This window comes from Janthinobacterium fluminis, from assembly GCF_028595325.1.
Lineage (GTDB): Bacteria > Pseudomonadota > Gammaproteobacteria > Burkholderiales > Burkholderiaceae_D > Janthinobacterium > Janthinobacterium fluminis.
Genome location: NZ_JAQQXR010000009.1, coordinates 98957 through 119224, shown reverse-complemented (window position 1 = coordinate 119224; position 20268 = coordinate 98957). Strand labels below are relative to the sequence as shown.

16 protein-coding genes are annotated in these 20268 nt (G+C 66.2%); 12 read left to right on the top strand and 4 right to left on the bottom strand.

The window, feature by feature from the left end:
• Positions 1-5: 5 nt before the first annotated feature.
• Genes smc through def form a run of 5 tightly spaced genes read left to right on the top strand, consistent with a single transcriptional unit; the run spans position 6 to position 8431 of the window.
• A complete protein-coding gene (gene smc / locus OIK44_RS20450; RefSeq protein ID WP_273673465.1) occupies positions 6-3533 on the top strand; it encodes a chromosome segregation protein SMC in 3528 nt (1175 codons plus the stop codon).
• Positions 3530-4636, top strand: a complete 1107-nt coding sequence (locus OIK44_RS20445; RefSeq protein WP_273673463.1) for a cell division protein ZipA C-terminal FtsZ-binding domain-containing protein — start codon at positions 3530-3532, stop codon at positions 4634-4636. Before smc ends, OIK44_RS20445 begins: the two co-directional genes overlap by 4 nt.
• Positions 4637-4648: 12 nt before the next feature.
• Positions 4649-7018 (top strand): NAD-dependent DNA ligase LigA, encoded by a 2370-nt coding sequence (gene ligA, locus OIK44_RS20440; protein ID WP_273673461.1) that lies wholly within the window; start codon positions 4649-4651, stop codon positions 7016-7018.
• Complete coding sequence (galU, locus tag OIK44_RS20435; RefSeq protein WP_273673459.1) at positions 7005-7898, top strand: UTP--glucose-1-phosphate uridylyltransferase GalU; 894 nt, start codon at positions 7005-7007, stop codon at positions 7896-7898. The genes ligA and galU overlap by 14 nt, the downstream gene beginning before the upstream one ends.
• Positions 7895-8431 (top strand): peptide deformylase, encoded by a 537-nt coding sequence (gene def / locus OIK44_RS20430; protein ID WP_273673457.1) that lies wholly within the window; start codon positions 7895-7897, stop codon positions 8429-8431. Before galU ends, def begins: the two co-directional genes overlap by 4 nt.
• 27 nt (positions 8432-8458) lie before the next feature.
• On the opposite strand, the gene OIK44_RS20425 is transcribed toward def, so the two are convergent.
• From OIK44_RS20425 to map, 4 genes are all read right to left on the bottom strand, one after another.
• Positions 8459-9226, bottom strand: coding sequence for a flagellar brake protein (locus OIK44_RS20425; protein ID WP_273673455.1), 768 nt, complete (start codon positions 9224-9226; stop codon positions 8459-8461).
• Between the two features lie 155 nt (positions 9227-9381).
• Positions 9382-10131: a pseudouridine synthase gene (locus OIK44_RS20420; RefSeq protein WP_273673454.1), complete on the bottom strand. Its 750-nt coding sequence runs from the start codon at positions 10129-10131 to the stop codon at positions 9382-9384.
• Positions 10132-10157: 26 nt separating this feature from the next.
• Positions 10158-12725 carry a [protein-PII] uridylyltransferase gene (locus OIK44_RS20415; RefSeq protein ID WP_273673453.1) on the bottom strand — a complete coding sequence of 856 codons (2568 nt, stop codon included), beginning with the start codon at positions 12723-12725 and terminating at the stop codon, positions 10158-10160.
• 22 nt (positions 12726-12747) lie between these two features.
• Positions 12748-13560 (bottom strand): type I methionyl aminopeptidase, encoded by an 813-nt coding sequence (gene map / locus OIK44_RS20410; RefSeq protein ID WP_273673450.1) that lies wholly within the window; start codon positions 13558-13560, stop codon positions 12748-12750.
• 383 nt (positions 13561-13943) lie between these two features.
• Here map and gntA point away from each other — a divergent pair, with 383 nt between their 5' ends.
• From gntA to frr, 7 genes are all read left to right on the top strand, one after another.
• Positions 13944-14792, top strand: coding sequence for a guanitoxin biosynthesis heme-dependent pre-guanitoxin N-hydroxylase GntA (gntA, locus tag OIK44_RS20405; protein WP_273673448.1), 849 nt, complete (start codon positions 13944-13946; stop codon positions 14790-14792).
• On the top strand, positions 14789-15382 hold the full coding sequence (locus OIK44_RS20400; RefSeq protein ID WP_273673447.1) for an urea carboxylase-associated family protein: 594 nt from the start codon (positions 14789-14791) through the stop codon (positions 15380-15382). Before gntA ends, OIK44_RS20400 begins: the two co-directional genes overlap by 4 nt.
• An 8-nt stretch (positions 15383-15390) precedes the next feature.
• A complete protein-coding gene (locus OIK44_RS20395; RefSeq protein ID WP_273673445.1) occupies positions 15391-16716 on the top strand; it encodes a phenylacetate--CoA ligase family protein in 1326 nt (441 codons plus the stop codon).
• A gap of 212 nt (positions 16717-16928) precedes the next feature.
• Positions 16929-17681, top strand: coding sequence for a 30S ribosomal protein S2 (rpsB, locus tag OIK44_RS20390; RefSeq protein ID WP_273673443.1), 753 nt, complete (start codon positions 16929-16931; stop codon positions 17679-17681).
• Between the two features lie 149 nt (positions 17682-17830).
• Positions 17831-18742: a translation elongation factor Ts gene (gene tsf / locus OIK44_RS20385; RefSeq protein WP_273673441.1), complete on the top strand. Its 912-nt coding sequence runs from the start codon at positions 17831-17833 to the stop codon at positions 18740-18742.
• Between the two features lie 181 nt (positions 18743-18923).
• Entirely contained in the window at positions 18924-19640 is a 717-nt protein-coding gene (gene pyrH / locus OIK44_RS20380; RefSeq protein WP_273673439.1) for a UMP kinase, read from the top strand.
• Between the two features lie 36 nt (positions 19641-19676).
• Positions 19677-20237 (top strand): ribosome recycling factor, encoded by a 561-nt coding sequence (gene frr / locus OIK44_RS20375; RefSeq protein ID WP_273673437.1) that lies wholly within the window; start codon positions 19677-19679, stop codon positions 20235-20237.
• Positions 20238-20268: the final 31 nt, after the last annotated feature.

Sequence of the window (20268 nt, the reverse complement as noted above, 5' to 3'; positions counted from 1 at the left end):
ATAACGTGCGTCTATCTTCCATTAAATTGTCGGGGTTTAAGTCCTTCGTCGATCCCACCAATTTCCAGGTGCCTGGACAACTGGTCGGCGTCGTCGGCCCGAATGGCTGCGGCAAGTCGAACATCATCGACGCCGTGCGCTGGGTGCTGGGCGAGTCGAGAGCCTCGGAGTTGCGCGGCGAGTCGATGCAGGACGTTATTTTCAACGGTTCCACGCACCGCAAGCCGGCCGGCCGCGCCTCGGTCGAGCTGGTGTTCGACAACAACGACGGCAAGGCTTCGGGCCAGTGGGGCCAGTACGCGGAAATCGCCGTCAAGCGCACGCTGACGCGCGACGGTACCTCGACCTATTACATCAACGGCCAGCCGGTGCGGCGGCGCGACATCCAGGACATCTTCCTCGGCACCGGCCTCGGCCCGCGCGCCTACGCCATCATCGGCCAGGGCATGATCGCCCGCATCATCGAATCGCGCCCCGAGGAGTTGCGCGTCTTCCTGGAGGAGGCCGCCGGCGTGTCGAAATACAAGGAGCGCCGCCGCGAGACGGAAAACCGCCTGCACGACACCCGCGAGAACCTGCTGCGCGTCGAGGACATCTTGCGCGAGCTCAACGCCAACCTGGAAAAGCTGGAGGCCCAGGCCGTCGTCGCCAACAAATTCCACTCGCTGCAAAGCGACCAGGACGAGAAGCAAAAACTGCTCTGGCTGCTGCGCAAGAACGAGGCGCACAACGAGCAGACGCGCTATTTCCGCGAAGTCGAGCAGGCCCAGACGGACCTGGAAGAGCAGACGGCGAAGCTGCGCAACGTCGAACTGACGCTGGAGCAGATGCGCCAGGCCCATTTCGCCGTCGGCGACCGCCTGCACCAGGCGCAGGGCCATCTGTACCAGACCAATGCCGAGATCGGCAGCCTGGAGGCGCAGATCAAGTTCGTCATCGAGTCGCGCGCGCGCCTGCAGGCGCAGTTGGCGTCGCTGACGGCGCAGCGCGACCAGTGGCAGAACCAGGCCCTGGAGCAGCAGGAGCAGATCGAGGAGGCCGAGTTCCGCCTCGAAGAGCTGGCCGCCCGCGTCGAGCAGTCGCAGATGATGGCCGAGCAAAAGAACGAGCAATTGCCGGCGCTGGACCTGGCCTGGCGCGAGGCGCAGCGCAAGAGCACCGAGTCGCGCGCCAAGATCATGCAGGCGCAGCAGCAGCTGGAGCTGGAGTCCGCGCACCAGCGCAACGCCTCGAACATCCTGGCCGGCCTGCTGTCGCGCCGCGAACGCCTGCAGCAGGAAAAGAACGGCCTGAGCCTGCCCGACAGCAGCCATTTGGCGAACCTGAAGCTGCAGCTGGAGGAAAAGCAGCAGGCGCTGGAAGAGCAGGGCTTCCTTCTGGAAGAGTCCCTGGAACAGCAGCCGCTGCTGGAGCAGGAGCGGCAGCAGGCGCAGGCGCAGGTGAACGCCGAGACGGCCGCCAACGCCCAGCTGGAGGCGCGCCTGAGCGCGCTGCGCCAGTTGCAGGAGCGCGTGCAAACCCAGGGCAAGGTGCAGCCGTGGCTGCAGAAGCACGAGCTGGACGGCTTGCCGCGGCTGTGGCAGAAGCTGCAGATCGAGCAGGGCTGGGAAACGGCGATGGAAGCGATCCTGCGCGAGCGCACCAGCGCCCTGCAAGTGTCGAACATCGACTGGGCCAAGGCCTTCTTCAACGACGCGCCGCCGGCCAAGCTGGCGCTGTTCGCGCCCTCGACCGCCGCCCCGGCGGCGGGCGCCGACGTGGCCGGCCTGAAACCCTTCCTGAATCTGCTCAAGCTGAACGACCCCGGCCTGCGCGGCCTGCTGCAGGACTGGCTGCACAACGCCTACGCCATCGACGACGCGGCCGAGGCGCTGCAGGAGCGCGGCAAGCTGCCGGCCGGCGGCTATTTCGTCACGCGCCAGGGCCATGTGATCACGCAGTCTAGCGTGCGCTTCTATGCCGCCGATTCGGAGCAGGAAGGCATGCTGGGCCGCCAGCAGGAAATCGAGAATATCGACAAGCAGTTGCGCGCCCAGCAGTTGCTGGCCGATGAGGCGCGCGCCCGCTCGGTGCGGGCCGACGCCGCCGTCGCCAATCTGACGCGCCAGCTGGCCGAGCTGCGCCAGCGCGTGCAAAGCCTGACGCAGTCGGTGCACACGCTGCAGCTCGACGTCGTCAAGCTGTCCGAGGTCGAGGCCCGCTTCAACCAGCGCAGCACGCAGATCCAGGCCGACCTGGCAGAGATCGCCGCGCAGGAAGCCGAGCAGATGCAGGTGAAGCTGGAGTCGGAGGAAAAGTTCGAGCAGCTCGATTGCGACCTGGGCGATCTGCAGCAGCAGCACGAGGACGGCCACAGCGACTTCCTGCTGAAGGAGCAGCGCCTGACGGACGCGCGCGCGCAGCTGCGCGACCTGGAAAGGGCGGCGCAGGAGGCGGAATTCGCCGACAAGTCGCAGCGCGCCAAGATCGAGGAGCTGCGCCGCAACATCGCCACGGCGACGACGCAGGCGGCCCAGGTCATCGGCAGCCTGCAGGCCGGCCAGCTGGAGCTGGAAAACCTCGAATCGGGCGCGGCCAGCGACGGCTTGCAGGATTTGCTGGAGCGCCGCACGACGCAGGAGCGGGCGCTGGCGGACGCGCGCCACGAGCTCGACCAGATCACCCAGCAGTTGCGCCTGTCCGAGGACGCCCGCACCCAGTCCGAGCGCAGCCTGCAGCCGCAGCGCGACAAGATCATGGAAATGCAGCTCAAGGAACAGGCCGCGCGCCTGAACCAGGAGCAGTTCGCCCAGCAGTTGCTGGAAGTGGCGGCCGACGAGGCGGCGCTGACGGAAAAGCTGCACCCGGACATGCGGCCGTCCTACCTGCAGGGCGAGGTGACGCGCCTGGGCAACGCCATCGCGGCGCTGGGCGCCGTCAACCTGGCCGCCCTCGACGAGCTGGCCCAGGCGTCCGAGCGCAAGAACTTCCTCGACGCCCAGAACGCCGACCTGACCGAGGCGATCAACACGCTGGAAGACGCCATCGCCAAGATCGACAAGGAAACCCGCGAGCTGCTGCAGGACACCTTCGACAAGGTCAACTTCCACTTCTCCGAGCTGTTCCCCATCCTGTTCGGCGGCGGCCAGGCGAAGTTGACGATGACGGGCGACGAAATCCTCGATTCCGGCGTGCAGGTCATGGCCCAGCCGCCGGGCAAGAAGAACGCCACCATCCACCTGCTGTCCGGCGGCGAAAAGGCGCTGACGGCGACGGCGCTGGTGTTCTCGATGTTCCGCCTGAACCCGGCGCCGTTCTGCCTGCTCGACGAGGTCGACGCGCCGCTGGACGACGCCAACACAGAACGTTTTTGTAGAATGGTCAAACGGATGTCCGACCAGACCCAATTCCTTTTCATCTCGCATAATAAAATTGCGATGGAAATGGCCCATCAATTGATCGGTGTGACGATGCAGGAACAAGGTGTGTCGCGCATCGTGGCGGTGGATATGGAATCCGCCGCAAACTTCGCTTCCGAGGCCCAAGCAGCATGACAGACTTACAAATGACCTTATTCGGAGCCGGCGGCGTCTTCATCGTCGGCGTTTTCTCGTACAACAAATGGCAGGAGCACAAGGCCAAGAAAAGCGTCGAACGGGCCTTTTCCAGCGACCACGACGACGTGCTGATGCGCGCCGGCGCGGCGCCGGCCTCGGCGCCGGCGGCCCGGCACGAGCCCAGCTTCGACCTGGGCGCCGCGCCGGAAGCGGCGGCCCACGCGGCCGCCGCCACGGACGCCGCGGACCCGGCGGCCGAGCCGGCGGCGCGCGGCGCCGACGCCGCCACCCCGGCGGCCGAGCTGGCCACCAGCCTGGTCGACCCGCTGATCGACTGCCTGCTGCCGCTGGCGCTGGAAGCCCCGGTGCGCGGCGACAAAATCCTGCCGGTGCTGCAGACCCTGCGCCTGGTTGGCAACAAGCCGGTCCACTACATCGGCCTGCACGTCAACGGCGACTGGGAAGCGATCACCCACGGCGGGGTGTATACCCAGCTGCAGGGCGGCGTGCAACTGGCCAGCCGGACGACGGCGCTGAACGAACTGGAATACTCGGAACTGGTCACGCGCCTGCGCGTCGTCGCCGACGACATCGGCGCCGAGCCGGAAATCCCGGACATGATCGAGGTCATGGCCGAGGCGCGCACCTTGCACCGCTTCGTCGCCGGCCACGACGCCCAGCTGGGCGTGAACCTGCACAGCAACGGCGCGCCGTGGGCCATCAGCACGCTGATCGGCGCGCTGGAAAAGCAGGGCTTCGACGTGCGTCCGGACGGCCGCTTCGTCATGCCGGACGGCGAGGGCGGCTTCCTGTTCTCGCTGTCGACCAACGTCACGCTGGCCGAGGAAACCACGGCGCGTCTGACGCTGCTGCTCGACGTGCCCTGCGTGGCTTCGGCGCGCGACGGCTTCGGCGCGATGGTGGCCTGCGCCAAGTCGCTGGTGGCGCGTTTGGACGCCACCATCGTCGACGACAGCAACCAGGCCCTGTCCGACGCCGCGCTGGCGGAAATCGCCGGCCAGGTGCGCGAGTTTTACCAGGAAATGGAAGGCGCCGACATTCCGGCCGGCTCCCCCCGCGCATTGCGTTTATTTAGCTGATTTGTGTAACACATGGACCATTTGACTGAGCCGGCGCGCATCGCCGAGCTGACCCGGGAATTGAACCGGCACCTGCACGCCTACCACGTGCTGGACGCGCCCCTGATTCCCGACGCCGAGTACGACAAGCTGTTCCTCGAACTGCAGGCGCTGGAGGCGGCCCACCCGGAACTGGTGGCGCCCGATTCGCCCACCTTCCGCGTCGGCGCGGCGCCGCTGCCGCAGTTCGAGCAAGTCAGCCACACGGTGCCGATGCTGTCGCTGAACAACGGCTTTTCCGACGAGGACATCGACAATTTCGACCGCCGCGTGCGCGAGGGCCTGGACGCGCCCTATGTCGACTACGCCGTCGAGGTCAAGTTCGACGGCCTGGCCGTCAATCTGCGCTACGAGCACGGCCTGTTCGTCCAGGCCGCCACGCGCGGCGACGGCGCCACCGGCGAGGACGTCACGGCCAACATCCGCACCATCGCCGGCATTCCGCTGCGCCTGCACGGCGAGGCGCTGCCGGTGCTGCTCGACGTGCGCGGCGAGGTGATGATGTTCAAGGCCGATTTCGCGCGCCTGAACGCGCGCCAGCGCGAGGCCGGCCACAAGGAGTTCGCCAATCCGCGCAACGCCGCCGCCGGCAGCCTGCGCCAGCTCGACTCGCGCATCACGGCGCAGCGCACGCTGCGCTTCTACGCCTACGGCATCGGCGCCCTGGAAGGCGCGCCCATGCCGGCCTCGCACTCGGCCCTGCTCGACTGGTATCAGCAACTGGGCGTGCCCGTGTCGAAGGAGCGCGCCGTGGTGCGCGACGCCGCCGGCCTGTTCGACTATTTCCGCCGCATCGGCGCCAGCCGGCCCGCGCTGCCCTACGAAATCGACGGCGTCGTGTATAAGGTCAACCGCCTCGAAGACCAGCAGCAGCTGGGCTTCGTGTCGCGCGCGCCGCGCTTCGCGCTGGCGCACAAATTCCCCGCCGAAGAGGCGCTGACGGTGGTGCTCGACATCGAGATCCAGGTCGGCCGCACCGGCGCGCTGACGCCGGTGGCGCGGTTGGCGCCCGTCTCGGTCGGCGGCGTCACCGTCACCAACGCCACGCTGCACAACGAGGACGAGGTGCGGCGCAAGGACATCCGCATCGGCGACACGGTCGTCGTGCGCCGCGCCGGCGACGTCATCCCCGAGGTGCTCTCGGCCGTGCTGGAGAAGCGCCCCTCGCCGGAGCCGGCGCAGTTCGTCATGCTCGGCAACTGCCCCGTGTGCGGCTCGCACGTGGCGCGCGAGGAGGGCGAGGTCATCGCCCGCTGCTCCGGCGGCCTGTTCTGCTCGGCCCAGCGCAAGGAGGCGATCCGCCACTTCGCCGGCCGGCGCACCATGGACATCGAGGGATTGGGCGAGCGCTACGTCGACACGCTGGTGGAACTCGACTATGTGCACGGCATCGCCGACCTGTACAAGCTGACGCTGGACGACCTGCTGGCGATGAAGCTGCGCGCCGACGAGCGCGACGGCAGCACGCCGGAGACTGTCCAGCAGGGGAAAATCCCGACGAAATGGGCGGAAAACCTGCTCGCCGGCATCGCCGCCAGCAAGGCGCCGCCGCTGGAGCGCCTGCTGTTCGCGCTGGGCATACGCCACGTCGGCGAATCGACGGCGAAGACGCTGGCCGAATGGCTGGGCCGGCTGGAACTGGTGCGGCGCGCGCCGGCGGCGCTGCTGCGCGTGCTGCCCGACATCGGCGGCACGGTGGCCGAGTCGATCGCCGACTTCTTCGCCGAGCCGAAGAACCAGCAGGCGCTCGACGCCTTGCTGGCGGCCGGCGTCGCGCCGCGCGACGAGCACGCGCCCAGCGCCAAGCTGCGCGGGCAGCTGGAGCAGGTCAAGCTGCTGGCCGCGCTGGGCATCCCGAAACTGACCGAGCCGCGCAGCAAGCAGCTGGTCGACCGCGGCGTCACCCTGCAGGCGCTGGCCGGGCAGGGCGCGGCCTACCACGCCGGCTTGCCGGCGGCGGTGGCCGAGGCGCTGGCCGAGTGGCTGGCGCAGCCGGCCCACCGCGAGCGCCTGGCGCAGTTGCACGCGCTGCGCGAGGAATTGCTGGCGCAGTTGCCGGAGGCGGCCGCGCCGGCCGAGGGCGGCCTGGGCGGCAAGACCTTCGTGCTGACGGGCACGCTGCCGACGCTGAGCCGCGACCAGGCGGCCGCGCTGATCGAGGCGGCCGGCGGCAAGGTGGCCGGCTCGGTGTCGAAGAAAACCGGCTATGTGGTGGCCGGCGCGGACGCCGGCAGCAAGTTGCTGAAGGCGCAGGAGCTGGGCGTGGCCGTGCTCGACGAGGTGCAGCTGCTGGAGCTGCTGGCATCCATGACAAGTGAAGAAGAACAACATGAAGAGAATTAAGAAGGCGGTCTTCCCCGTGGCGGGCCTGGGCAGCCGGTTTTTGCCCGCAACCAAGGCGCAGCCGAAGGAAATGCTGCCCATCGTCGACAAGCCGCTGATCCAGTATGCCGTCGAAGAGGCCGTCGCGGCCGGCATCACGGAAATGATCTTCATCACCGGCCGCAACAAGCGCGCCATCGAAGACCATTTCGACAAGGCTTATGAGCTGGAGTCGGAGCTGGAGGCGGCCGGCAAGAAGCAGTTGCTGGAAATCGTGCAGAACGTGATCCCGAAACATATCAGCTGCATCTACATCCGCCAGTCGGCGCCGCTGGGGCTAGGCCACGCCGTGCTGTGCGCCCGCCCGGTGGTCGGCAACGAGCCCTTCGCCGTGCTGCTGGCCGACGACTTCATGGACACCGACGAGGGCGTGCTGCCGGTGCTGTCGCAGATGACCGAGGTGTTCCAGCGCGAGCAGTGCAGCGTGCTGGCCGTGCAGAACGTGGCGCGCGCCGACACCAGGCAGTACGGCATCGTCAGCGCCAGCAGCTACCGGCCCGACCTGGAGCTGGTCTCGGGCATCGTCGAAAAACCGCTGCCGGAGCTGGCGCCGTCGACGCTGGCCGTGGTCGGCCGCTACGTGCTGTCGAACACCATCTTCGACTACCTGGAGAACCTGGGCACCGGCACCGGCGGGGAAATCCAGCTGACCGACGGCATCGCCGCGCTGATGCAGGCCGAACGCGTGCTGGCCTACCGCTACGCCGGCCAGCGCTACGACTGCGGCTCCAAGCTCGGTTATCTGAAGGCGATGACGGCGATAGGCCTGAAACACCCGGAAACGGCCGCCGCCTACCGCAGTTTCCTGCACCAGACGCACACAGATTTGGGAGGCATATGACAGTACGCGAGATTTTGAAGATGGGCGATCCGCGCTTGCTGCGGGTGGCCGAGCCGGTGCGCGAATTCGGCGGCGCCGAACTGGACGCGCTGATCGTCGACATGTTCGACACCATGCACGCGGCCAACGGCGCCGGGCTGGCCGCGCCGCAGATCGGCGTCAACCTGCAACTGGTGATCTACGGCTTCAAGCAGAACGCCCGCTACCCGGACGCGCCGCAGGTGCCGGAAACGGTGCTGATCAACCCGGTGCTGACGCCGCTGTCGCAGCGCCAGGAAAGCGCCTTCGAGGGCTGCCTGTCGGTGCCCGGCCTGCGCGGCAGCGTGCCGCGCTGGACCGACTTGCACTACGAAGGCGTGGACCAGTTCGGCAACGCCATCAGCCGCGACGTCGACGGTTTTCACGCCCGCGTCGTGCAGCACGAGGTGGACCACCTGAACGGCATCCTGTACCCGATGCGCATCACCGATTTCACGCAATTTGGCTACACCGAGGTGATGTTCCCCGAGCTGGACCCGGACGACGACGATTGAGGCGCGCCCGGCCTGCCCGGGCAGCCGTCAGGCGCCGCGCTTGCGGCCGCTGCTCATGCCGGCCAGCAGCTGCTTGAGTTCTTCCTGCAGGGCCGGCGACAGGTTCAGGAAACGGCAGCCGATCTGCACCTGCTCGCCCAGCAGGAAGGAGCGGAAGGAGCGCGACAGGCGGATTTCCAGGTCGGCGATCATGACCTTCTCCGGCCCCAGCTCAAGGCGCACGCGCGACAGCTTGCGTCCCACGTACAGGCCGACGGTGTCGCGCGGATGGGCGCGCATGCCGACGCCGCCTATCGAGAAATCATACAGCTGCAGTTCGTAGGGGCGCCCCTCCAGCACGAAGGCGGCGACGTGGTAGACCCCCAGCGGCGCCTCCAGGCGGGCCGACTCGCGCCGCTCCAGCACCAGGCATTCGGCGGGGAAGTCGGCCGGCAGCAGGGTCGGCTGGCCGTCCTGGGCGACCCAGCCGGAACTGAGCGTGAACTGCAGCTTGGCGCTGTGCACCCAGGCGACGAAGGTGGCCGAGCCGGGCGGCAAAAAGCTGCCATCGTTCAGCTCCACCACGAAATGCGGCAATTCCTCGTCGACCGAGAGGATGCGCGCCATCACCGGCGCAACGCCGTCGGCCGGGTAGATGGTGACGGCGTCGCCGCCCTCGGCCAGCCGCGCCAGCGCTTCGCCGATGTCCCACGGATCGCTCATGTGGTGCGGTTTGGCGCCCGGCGGGATGGGATCGGTGGCTTCCGCCAGGCTGGGCGGACCTTTGCGCAGGGGATTCGGAATAGGATCGTTCACGACAGCTTATCTCTTTAATAATTACAGACTTCGGTGCGGGCGGTGTTCCTGGACTTGCTAAGCAGCAAGATTGGAATTCCACGACACTATGCTTCAGAATTGCCAGATTGTACAGCGGCAAAAACAAGCATGGCCGCGTTGCCGCCCGCCAGGGTTCAAAATTGCTCGTCCGGCCCCAGATAGCGCCACTGGCCGGTCGGCAGATCGCCCAGCTTGACGCGGCCGATGCGCACCCGCTTCAGCCCGAGCACACTCAGCCCGACGGCCTCGCACATGCGGCGGATCTGGCGTTTCTTGCCTTCGCGCAGGGTGAAACTGAGCTGGTCGTCGTTTTGCCAGCGCACTTTCGCCGGCAGCAGCGGCTTGCCGTCCAGCCAGAGGCCGTGGTTCAGGCGCTTCAGGTCGGCGTCCGGCAGCCGCCCGCCCTTCGTGTAGGCGACCCGCACCAGGTATTCCTTGTCGATGTCGGTGTCGTGGCCGATCAACTGCTTGGCCACGCGCCCGTCCTGGGTCAGCACCAGCAGGCCGACAGAGTCGATGTCGAGGCGGCCGGCGGCCACCAGGCTGCGCAACTGGGTCGGGTGGAACTGCTCGCTGGCCTTGCACTCGGCCCAGCGGTTTTCCGCGTTGATCAGGGCGATGGCCGGCGTGTAGCCGTCCTCGGCCTGGCCGCTGACGTAGCCGACCGGCTTGTTGATCAGCACCGTCACGCGCTTCGACTGCTCGGCGGCGGCCTGGCGCTCGACGGTGACGCGCTGGCTCGGGTAGACCTTGCTGCCCAGCTCGGAGACGACCTTGCCGTCGACGCGCACCCAGCCGCGGGCGATCCATTCATCGGCTTCGCGGCGCGAGCACAGGCCCAGCTCGGACATGCGTTTGGAGAGGCGTAATAATTCTTCAGTCATGGTTCTATTTCAAATGGTGGGACGGCTCACACCTTGAGCGCGTCGAGTAAATCGGTTTCCAGCAAAATCTGGTTGCGGGCGTTGTTGAGCGTGGCGCCGTCGACGAGGAAGACGTCTTCGACCCGTTCGCCCAGGGTCATGATCTTCGCCGTGTGCAGGTTGACGCGGTACTTGGTCAGCACGGTGGCGATGGCGTACAGCAGGCCGGTGCGGTCGTTGGCGGCGATCGACAGCAGGTAGTACTGGCCGCGCTCGTCCGGGCGCAGGTCCACCGTCGGCTGGAAGGGGAAAGTGCGCGACAGCCGCGACAGCCGGCCTTTGCCGGGCGGCGGCAGCGGCGCCTGCGACAGCAGCAGCTCGCCCAGCTCGTGCTCGATCAGGCTGATGATGTCGCGGTAGCTCTTGGCGAAGTTCTGTTCGGTGACGAGGAAGGTGTCGAGGGCGTAGCCGTGCCGCGTCGTGTGGATCTTGGCGTCGAGGATGCTGAAGTTCTTGCGGTCGAAATAACTGCAGATGCGGGCGAACAGGTCGGGCTGGTCGGGCGTGTAGACGGCCACCTGTAAACCCTCGCCGATCGGCGCCAGACGGCATTTGACCACCGGCTTGTCGCTGTTCAGGCGGTCGCACAGCGAGCGCGTCTGCCAGGCGATGTCGGAGGCGTCGTGGCGCAGGAAGTAGGCGACGTCGAGCTGCTGCCAGAGCGCCTCGTGGGCGTCCGGCGGCAGGCCGTACAGGCGCAGCGTGGCCAGCGCCTCCTGCTGGCGGTTCTTCAGCTCGCGGTCGGCCGAGTGCGGCTCGCCGCCCAGCACGCGCAGCGTGATGCGGTACAGGTCTTCCAGCAGCTTGCCCTTCCAGGCGTTCCACACCTTCGGGCTGGTGCCGCGGATGTCGGCCACCGTCAGCAGGTACAGGGCCGTCAGGTGGCGCTCGTCGCGCACCACCTTGGCGAAGGCCTGGATCACGTCCGGGTCCGACAAGTCCTGCTTTTGCGCGACCTGCGACATCGTCAAGTGGTTCTCGACGAGGAAGACGACCAGCGCGCTGTCCTCGGCGGCCATGCCGTGCTCGTGGCAGAACTGGGCGGCGTCGACGGTGCCCAGCTTCGAGTGGTCGCCGCCGCGGCCCTTGGCGATGTCGTGGAACAGCGCGCCCACGTAGAGCAGCCAGGGCTGGGCGAAATTGGCCATCAGCTGGCTGCAGAACGGGTATTCGTGGGCGTGCTCGGGCATCGTGAAGCGGCGCATATTGCGCACCACCATCAGGATGTGCTGGTCGACCGTGTACACATGGAACAGGTCGTGCTGCATCTGGCCGACGATGCGGCGGAAATTCGGCAGATAGCGCCCCAGTATGCTCAAATCGTTCATGCGCCGCAGCGCGTGGATGACGCCCACCGGCGCCTGCAGGATGCGCAGGAACAGCGCGCGGTTGGCCGGGTCCTGGCGGAACGCGGCGTCGATCTTGAAGCGCTCGTGCCACAGCGCGCGGGTGGCGCGCGCCGTCATGCCCTTCAGCTCCGGGTGCGCCGTCATCAGCAGGAAAATCTCCAGCATCGCCGAGGGGTTCTGCGCGAAGGTGTTGTCGGCGCTGATGTCGATCAGGCCGTTGACCTCGTTGAAGCGGGGATTGATGGCCACCGCCTCGCTGGCCTGGGCGAACAGGCGGTTCTCTATGTTCTGCAGCAAAATCGTGTTCAACTGGGTCACCGTCTTGGCGGCCCAGTAGTAGCGCTGCATCAGGTACTCGCTGGCGCGGCGCATGTGCACGCCGCTGCCGGTGGCCTGCAGGCCGACCGACTCGGCGATCGCCGTCTGCACGTCGAACACCAGGCGGTCCTCGCGCCGCCCCGCGTGCAGGTGCAGGCGCACGCGGATGTCCTTAAAGGCGCGCTCCTTCTCCATCAACTGGCGCGCCTCGGTCTGGGTAATCAGGCCGCCGGTGGCCAGCGTGCGCCAGGAGCTGGCCAGGCCGGCCGCCTTGGCCACCCACAGGATCACCTGCAGGTCGCGCAGGCCGCCCGGGCTCTCCTTGCAGTTCGGCTCCAGGCTGAAGGCCGTGTCCTCGTACTTCGCGTGGCGCTGGCGCATCTCGGCCGTCTTGGCGTGGAAAAACGCCTGCGGGTCGAGCGCCTCGCGGTAGCGCCGCTGCAGCTCGGCGAACAGGGCGGCGTCGCCGCAGACCAGGCGGGCCTCCAGCAAGCTCGTTTGTACGGTGATGTCGGCGCGCGACTCGCTCATGCACTCGTCGACGGTGCGGATGCTGTGGCCGATCTCCAGGCCCAGATCCCAGAGCAGTTGCACCAGCCCCTCCAGCTTTTCGCGGGTGGCCGCGTCGGGGGCGTGCGAGAGCAGGATCAGCAGGTCGACGTCGGAATAGGGGAACAGCTCGCCGCGGCCGTAGCCGCCGACGCCGACCAGCGCCGTGTCCGCCGGCAGCGCGGCCGCCTGCCAGGCGCCGGCCAGCACCGCGTCGACGCTGTGGCGCAGGCTGCGCAACAGCTTCTCCGGCTTGCCGTCGGCCTCGAAGGCGGCGATGACCACCTGGCGGTCGGCCTTCAACTGGCGCTTCAACTGCTCGCGCAGTTGCTGTTTCATCGCGGCGGCGGGCATTGCGGTCTTAGGCGGCGTTGGCGATGCAGGCGGGCGGCGGCGGCGTCAGGGCCGACACCGTCAGCACTTCGTAGCCCGTTTCGGTGACCAGCACCGTATGCTCCCACTGCGCCGACAGGCTGCGGTCCTTGGTTTTGATGGTCCAGCCGTCGCCCATTTCGCGGATGTCGCGGCGGCCGGCGTTGATCATCGGCTCGACCGTGAAGATCATGCCGGCCTCCAGGCGCTCCAGCGTGCCGGGGCGGCCGTAATGCAAGACCTGCGGCTCCTCGTGGAAGACCTTGCCGATGCCGTGGCCGCAAAACTCCCGCACCACCGAATAGCCGGCCTTCTCGGCGTGCTGCTGGATGACGTGGCCGATATCGCCGAGGTGGGCGCCCGGCTTGATCTTGGCGATGCCCAGCCACATGCACTCGAAGGTGATGTCGGACAGGCGCTTGGCCAGGATGGACGGCGCGCCGATGAAAAACATGCGGCTGTTGTCGCCGTGGTAACCATCCTTGATGACGGTGATGTCGAGGTTGACGACGTCGCCGTTCTTCAGGACCTTGTCGCCCGGGATGCCGTGGCAGATGACGTCGTTGACGGAGGTGCAGATCGCCTTCGGATACGGGGTGTAGCCGGGCGGGCAGTAGTTCAGCGGCGCCGGGATGGTGCCCTGGACGTTGACCATGTACTCGTGGCACAGGCGGTCCAGTTCGCCGGTGGTGACGCCAGCCTTGACGAAGGGGGTGATGTAGTCGAGCACCTCGGCGCCGAGCTTGCCGGCAACGCGCATGCCGGCGATGTCTTCTGGGGTATTGATACGGATGGTGGACATAGTGGGTCGCAATCAGCAAAAGCGGAATGAATCGGTGGGCAGGGCGGCGCGCGGGGTGCGGCGGCCGACTGCAATATGCCGAAATTATAAACGACTGGTGGCTGAATTGCCCCATCCGCCGCCCTTGGCCGGGGGCGGGCGCCGGCCGGGCCGCCGGCGGCCGCTGCGGCGGCGCAGCAACAGATGTAAAAAATATATCTGAATTGCGATTTTGCAATCTAAATTGCTGTTAATATTACAGCGCCTTAACATTGCTCAGACCGGCAGGCTGGTGCTGCCGGTTTGTCGCGTGCGCGTCGCCCTACAGGCAGGGATGGTATGTCTGCAACCAGTAGTGCCTGCGTCTCCGTTGGAGCGGGGGCATTTGATCGGCGAGAATACTGATGTCCAGCGAAATGCTTTGCCGCCGCGCCGGCGCGGCGCCTGAGGCGCAGCCCGCGGCGGCCAATCCGCGGCCTTGGAACCCGTTGGCGACGGCGGCGCGCGCGCCCGGTTTGTCCAGCTATGCCGCCTGCCGGGAGGCGGTGCTGCGGCCCTTGGCCGATGCCGGTGTCGATCCTGCCGTCGTCGTCGCGCACCGGCAGTTGCGCGAGTTGGTGACCGGCGCGGGCTTCCCCTGCGTCGGCGCGCGCTCGGCCTTCAATCGGCGCGATTACCGCTTCGGCCTGTATCCCGCGCTTGCCAGCGACGCCGCGGTGGCCGCCCTGTGCCACGACTTGTACGAGTTTTGCCACGAGTTCGCCGTGCTGGACGACCGTTTCGTCACCTATGTCGCGCTGTTTCGCGGCGGTGCGGGCAATTCCGAGTTGCAGTTCGAGCAAGCGCTGTGGCGCCAGTTGCAGGCCATGCACGCGCTCGACGCCGGGCACTTCGATTGGGATGCGCGCGTCGCCTGCGACCCCCGCGCCGACCAATTCTCCTTCAGCATGGGCGGGCACGGCATGTTCATCGTCGGCCTGCACCCGGCGGCGTCGCGGCGGGCGCGGGTGTTTCCCTACCCGGCCCTGGCCTTCAACCTGCACGAGCAGTTCGAGCTCCTGCGCCAGCGGGGCAAATTTGAAATGCTGAAACAGATCATACGCGCCCGCGACATGGCCCTGCAGGGTTCGCACAACCCGATGCTCAGCACCTTCGGCAGCGGCTCGGAGGCGCGGCAGTACTCCGGTCGGGCCGTTCCCGATAACTGGCAATGCCCCTTCCACCCTCAACCGAAAAGCGACACAACACCATGAGTCATCCAGAGTACCAGCGCATTCCACCGCAGAGCGGCACTTCCTTCACCATCCGGCGCGGCCAGGTGCTGCGCGTGGTCGACCCGATGGGCGAGCAAGTCTCGGACCTGTTTGCGTTCGCCGAGGGCGAGCATGGCTGCGCGCTGTCGTCGGGGCGCTCGCTCGACTACGCCGGCCACATCTACCTGACGACCGGCGACATCTTGTACTCGAACAACAGCAAGCCGATGTTTACCATCGTCGCCGACAGCGTCGGCCTGCACGATTTCCTGCTGACGCCGTGTAGCCAGGAAATGTTCGAGATTTTATACAAGCACGAGGGGCACCATCCCAGTTGCTTCGAGAACTTGCTCAAGGGCTTGCAGCGCTACGGCATTGAGGCGCCGCAGATCGGCACCACCTTCAACATTTTCATGAACGTCAAAATGGACCCGGCCGGCGTGGTGACGGTCGGCGTGCCGACCTCGAAGGCGGGCGACTACATCGAACTGCGCGCCGAAATGGACATGGTCTGCGGCCTGACGGCGTGCTCGGCGGAGGGGTCGAACAATGGCTGCTTCAAGCCTATCGATTTTGCCGTGCTCGGCTGAGGCGCGCCATGTCCACGGCCTTTAAGCGCTTGCGCGGCTTGCTCAGGCAAAACGAGGGCGTCGACCGCCTGCTGCGCCACAATCCGCTGTATTACCGGCCGCTGCGCGCGCTGCTGCGCAGCCTCGACACCCTGGACCGCGACGGCAGGCGCGCGCTGTCGGAGCGGCTGACCGCGCGCACGCTGTCCTGGGCGGCGCGGCTGCCGGACGGGCTGCCGGCCGGCGTGCCGCTGGAGCAGCGCCCGCTGCTCGACAAGGCCACGCTGCGCGACCACCCCGAGCGCTTCCGCACGCCCGGGCTGCTGCGCGTGAAGGCGGCCACCAGCGGCACCACCGGCATCCCGCTGCGGCTGCTGCGCTCGCTGCGCTGCGTCGCCAGCGAGCAGGCCTTTGCCGACGACCTGATGGCGCGCTGGGGCACCAGCTTCGGCGGCGCCCGGCTGGCGCGGCTGCGCGCCGACCACGTCAAGCCGCCCAGCGAGGCGGCGCCGCCCTACGGCGTGTACCGGGGCGCGGGGCGCCGTCTGCTGCTGTCGTCGAACCACCTGAGCCCGGCCACGGCCGGCTGGTTTGTCGACGAGCTCAAGTCTTTCCGGCCCGAGCTGCTGTTCACCCATCCCAGCTCGGCCGAGGCGCTGGCCCGCTTCATGCGGGAGCAGGGCGTGACGCTGAACATTCCGCTGCTGTTCTCCTCGTCCGAAATGCTGCAGCCGAACGCGCGCGCGCTGCTGGCGTCGACCTTCAACGCCACCGTCATCGACTATTACGGCATGGCCGAGCGGGTCGCGCTGGCGGTCGCCGTGGCGCCCGAGGCCTATTTTTTCAACCCCGCCTACGGCCGCGTCGAGCTGCTGCCGCTCGACGACGCCGAGGCGCCGCCCGGCTGCCGCGCCGTCGAGATCGTCGCGACCGGCTTCTGGAACGAGGCCATGCCGCTGGTGCGCTACCGCTCCGGCGACCGCGCCATCGTGCCCGGCAGCTACACGCGCGCCGACCTCGACGACGTCGAGCTCGGCCTCAAGCCGGTGCTGGCGATCCAGGGGCGCGACAAGGAGCACCTGATCTCGCCGCGCGGCGAGGTGCTGGTCGGGCTGACGCACGCGGCCCACGGCGTGCGCGGCCTGATCCGCATGCAGGTGGTGCAGCGGGTGCGCGAGGCGATCGAGGTGCGCGTGGTGGCCGACCCGCGCGGCGGCCCGCTCGACCGCGCGCGGCTGCTGAGCAATCTGCGCGACTTCGTGCCGCAGGACATGCACATCGAGATCTGCGTCGTCGACGACATCGAGCGCCTGGTCTCGGGCAAGACACCGTTCGTCATCCGCCAGCTCAGCTAGGCCGGCCCGGCCCGGTGCGGCCTGGCCCGGTGCGGCGCACGCCGCACTTGATCTCTCATGGCATTTTGGGGTAGAATCTTGGGTTGCTTGGATTATCATTTTCCGGGCAATGTTGTAAATAAAACCTAAAGTTAGTTTATAAACGCGAATCCGGTCGACAAGGGTGCCTCTATGGTGACTGATCGGATTCCAGACCCAACCCTGGAGTTAATATGTCCGTAACAATGCGTGAAATGCTGGAAGCCGGTGTCCATTTCGGTCACCAAACCCGTTTTTGGAACCCAAAAATGGCTCCATTCATCTTCGGTCACCGCAACAAGATCCATATCATCAACTTGGAAAAGACGATGGCTATGTATCAAGAAGCGATGACGCATGTGCGTCAACTGGCATCGAACCGCGGCACCATCCTGATGGTCGGCACCAAGCGTCAAGCGCGTGAAATCATCGCCGCTGAAGCGCAACGCGCTGGCGTTCCTTTCGTCGATCAACGTTGGTTGGGCGGTATGCTGACTAACTTCAAAACGATCAAGACTTCGATCAAGCGTCTGAAAGACATGGAAGCGCAAATCGAAGACGGTTCCGTCGAGAAGCTGTCGAAAAAAGAAGCGCTGATGTTCTCGCGCGAAATGATCAAGCTGCAAAAATCCATCGGCGGTATCAAGGATATGGGCGGCGTGCCTGACGCGATTTTCGTCGTCGACGTTGGCTACCACAAAGGTGCCATCACCGAAGCGGCAAAACTGGGCATCCCGGTCATCGGCGTGGTCGATACCAACCACTCCCCGGAAGGCGTGAACTTCGTTATCCCTGGTAACGATGACTCGTCGAAAGCGATCATGTTGTACGCCCGCGGTGTGGCTGACGCCATCATCGAAGGCCGTGCCAACGCAAGCAACGAAGTCGTTGAAATGATCAAGGCTGGCGCTGGCGACGAGTTCGTGGAAGTCAACGAGCAAGCGTAATCGCAAGTCTGTCGTTCGATAGCTTGACAATGTAGTGGAAGAAGGGGTGGCAGCAGCTCCCCCTTTTTTTTAAGCAAATCCGTATGGGGCGCGGCGGGTCCGATAGTTTTGATCCCCCCTCATCACACCCACCGAATCAGGAGAAACACATGGCAGCGATTACAGCAGCGATGGTAGGCGAATTGCGCGGCAAGACCGACGCACCAATGATGGAATGCAAAAAAGCACTGACCGAAGCCGACGGCGACATGGCCCGCGCGGAAGAGATCCTGCGCGTCAAACTGGGCGGCAAGGCATCGAAAGCGTCGGCGCGCATCACCGCTGAAGGCGTGGTGGCATCCTTCATTTCCGGCGGCGTGGGCGCGCTGGTCGAAGTCAACAGCGAAACCGACTTCGTCGCGAAAAACGACGACTTCCTGGCGCTGGCGAACAACGCCGCCCGCCTGGTCGCCGAGCACAACCCGGCCGACGTCGCCGCCCTGCTGGCCTTGCCGCTGGACGGCCGGACGCTGGACGAGGTGCGCGCCGCGCTGATCGGCAAGATCGGTGAAAACATGACGATCCGCCGCTTCCAGCGTTTCGACACCAGCGCCAAGCTGGCCACCTACCTGCACGGTTCGCGCATCGGCGTGGTCGTCGAATTCGACGGCGCCGACGAGCAAGTCGGCAAAGACGTGGCGATGCACATCGCCGCGATGAAGCCGGTGTCGCTGTCGTCCGACGAAGTGCCGGCCGAGCTGATCGAAAAAGAGCGTTCGGTGGCAAAACTGAAGGCGGAAGAAGACGCCGCCAAAGCGGCCGCCGAAGGCAAGCCTGCGCAATCGGCCGAGATCCTGGCGAAACGCCTGGAAGGTTCCGTGCAGAAGTACCTGAAGGAAGTGTCGCTGCTGAACCAGGCTTTCGTGAAAAACGACAAGCTGTCCGTTGAGCAGATGCTGAAAGCGGCAAACACCTCGGTGAAATCGTTCGCGATGTATGTCGTCGGCGAAGGCATCGAGAAGAAGCAAGACGATTTCGCTGCGGAAGTGGCGGCGCAAATGGCTGCCTCCCAGGGAGCGTAATAAAAGCGGGCCGAGAGGCCCGTTTTTTTGGCGCGGCGCGATGGCGGGCAGCTTGCCGCCGGCGCCGCCGCCAGGCCGGACCGCCTGCCGCCCCCGGGCGCAGGCGCAGATGCCGCGGCCGCCATTGTGCGGCGGGCGCGGCATGTCATACTCGAATAACCTTATTTAGGAGCCCCAGCTCATGTCAAAACCAGCCTACAAGCGCGTCCTCCTCAAACTGTCCGGCGAAGCCCTGATGGGCGACGACCCGTACGGCATCAACCGCGCCACGATCGAGCGCATGGTGGCCGACGTGGCCGAGGTGGCGAAGTTGGGCGTGGAACTGGCGATCGTCATCGGCGGCGGCAACATCTTCCGCGGCGTCGCGCCCGGCGCCCAGGGCATGGACCGCGCCACCGCCGACTACATGGGCATGCTGGCGACGGTGATGAACGCGCTGGCGCTGGCCGACGCCATGCGTCATGTCGGCATCACCGCCCGCGTCATGTCGGCGATCGGCATCGAACAGGTGGTCGAGCCGTATGTGCGCCCGAAAGCCCTGCAGTATCTGGAAGAGGGCAAGGTCGTCGTGTTCGCCGCCGGCACCGGCAATCCCTTCTTCACGACCGACACGGCCGCCGCCTTGCGCGGTTCGGAAATCAGCGCCGAGATCGTGTTGAAGGCGACCAAGGTCGACGGCGTCTACACGGCCGACCCGAAGAAGGATCCGCACGCGACGCGCTTCGAAACGATTACTTTCGACGAGGCCATCGCCAAACACTTGCAAGTCATGGATGCGACCGCATTTGCCCTGTGCCGTGACCAGAAATTGCCGATCAAGGTGTTTTCCATCGTCAAGCCGGGCGCGCTGATGCGCGTCGTCATGGGCGAGGACGAAGGCACGCTGGTTCACGTTTAATATTCACCCATTTTTTTCAAGACACTGGAGAGCAGCATGTCCTTAGCTGACGTCAAAAAGAACACGCAGGAACGTATGAGCAAGTCGCTCGATACTTTGAAGGCCGATCTGGCCAAGGTCCGCACGGGCCGCGCCCACACCGGCATTCTCGACCACGTGATGGTCGAGTACTACGGTTGCCCAACCGCGCTGAGCCAGGTGGCCAACGTGACGCTGATGGACGCCCGCACGATCGGCGTGCAGCCGTTCGAAAAGAAGATGGCCAACACCATCGAAAAAGCCATCCGCGACGCCGATCTGGGCCTGAACCCCTCGGCCCAGGGCGACATCATCCGCGTGCCGACCCCGCCGCTGACGGAAGAGCGCCGCAAGGAGATGGTCAAGCTGGTCAAGACCGAGGCGGAAGACGCCAAGATCGCCGTGCGCAACATCCGCCGCGACGCCAACGAATCGCTGAAGAAGCTGGTCAAGGACAAGGCTTGTTCGGAAGACGACGAGCGCCGCTCGTCCGACGAAGTGCAGAAGCTGACCGACAAGTTCATCGCCGACATCGACAAGATGGTCGTCGAAAAAGAGAAGGAAGTGCTGACCGTCTAGTGGCAATGGGCGGGCCCGCCGCGCCTGGCGT

Bases quoted from the DNA above. Each gene is read 5' to 3' on its own strand.
- OIK44_RS20445 (WP_273673463.1), top strand. From the start codon at position 3,530: ATGACAGACTTACAAATGACCTTATTCGGAGCCGGCGGCGTCTTCATC.
- ligA (WP_273673461.1), top strand. From the start codon at position 4,649: ATGGACCATTTGACTGAGCCGGCGCGCATCGCCGAGCTGACCCGGGAA.
- galU (WP_273673459.1), top strand. From the start codon at position 7,005: ATGAAGAGAATTAAGAAGGCGGTCTTCCCCGTGGCGGGCCTGGGCAGC.
- def (WP_273673457.1), top strand. From the start codon at position 7,895: ATGACAGTACGCGAGATTTTGAAGATGGGCGATCCGCGCTTGCTGCGG.
- OIK44_RS20420 (WP_273673454.1), bottom strand. From the start codon at position 10,131: ATGACTGAAGAATTATTACGCCTCTCCAAACGCATGTCCGAGCTGGGC.
- OIK44_RS20415 (WP_273673453.1), bottom strand. From the start codon at position 12,725: ATGAAACAGCAACTGCGCGAGCAGTTGAAGCGCCAGTTGAAGGCCGAC.
- map (WP_273673450.1), bottom strand. From the start codon at position 13,560: ATGTCCACCATCCGTATCAATACCCCAGAAGACATCGCCGGCATGCGC.
- gntA (WP_273673448.1), top strand. From the start codon at position 13,944: ATGTCCAGCGAAATGCTTTGCCGCCGCGCCGGCGCGGCGCCTGAGGCG.
- OIK44_RS20400 (WP_273673447.1), top strand. From the start codon at position 14,789: ATGAGTCATCCAGAGTACCAGCGCATTCCACCGCAGAGCGGCACTTCC.
- OIK44_RS20395 (WP_273673445.1), top strand. From the start codon at position 15,391: ATGTCCACGGCCTTTAAGCGCTTGCGCGGCTTGCTCAGGCAAAACGAG.
- rpsB (WP_273673443.1), top strand. From the start codon at position 16,929: ATGTCCGTAACAATGCGTGAAATGCTGGAAGCCGGTGTCCATTTCGGT.
- tsf (WP_273673441.1), top strand. From the start codon at position 17,831: ATGGCAGCGATTACAGCAGCGATGGTAGGCGAATTGCGCGGCAAGACC.
- pyrH (WP_273673439.1), top strand. From the start codon at position 18,924: ATGTCAAAACCAGCCTACAAGCGCGTCCTCCTCAAACTGTCCGGCGAA.
- frr (WP_273673437.1), top strand. From the start codon at position 19,677: ATGTCCTTAGCTGACGTCAAAAAGAACACGCAGGAACGTATGAGCAAG.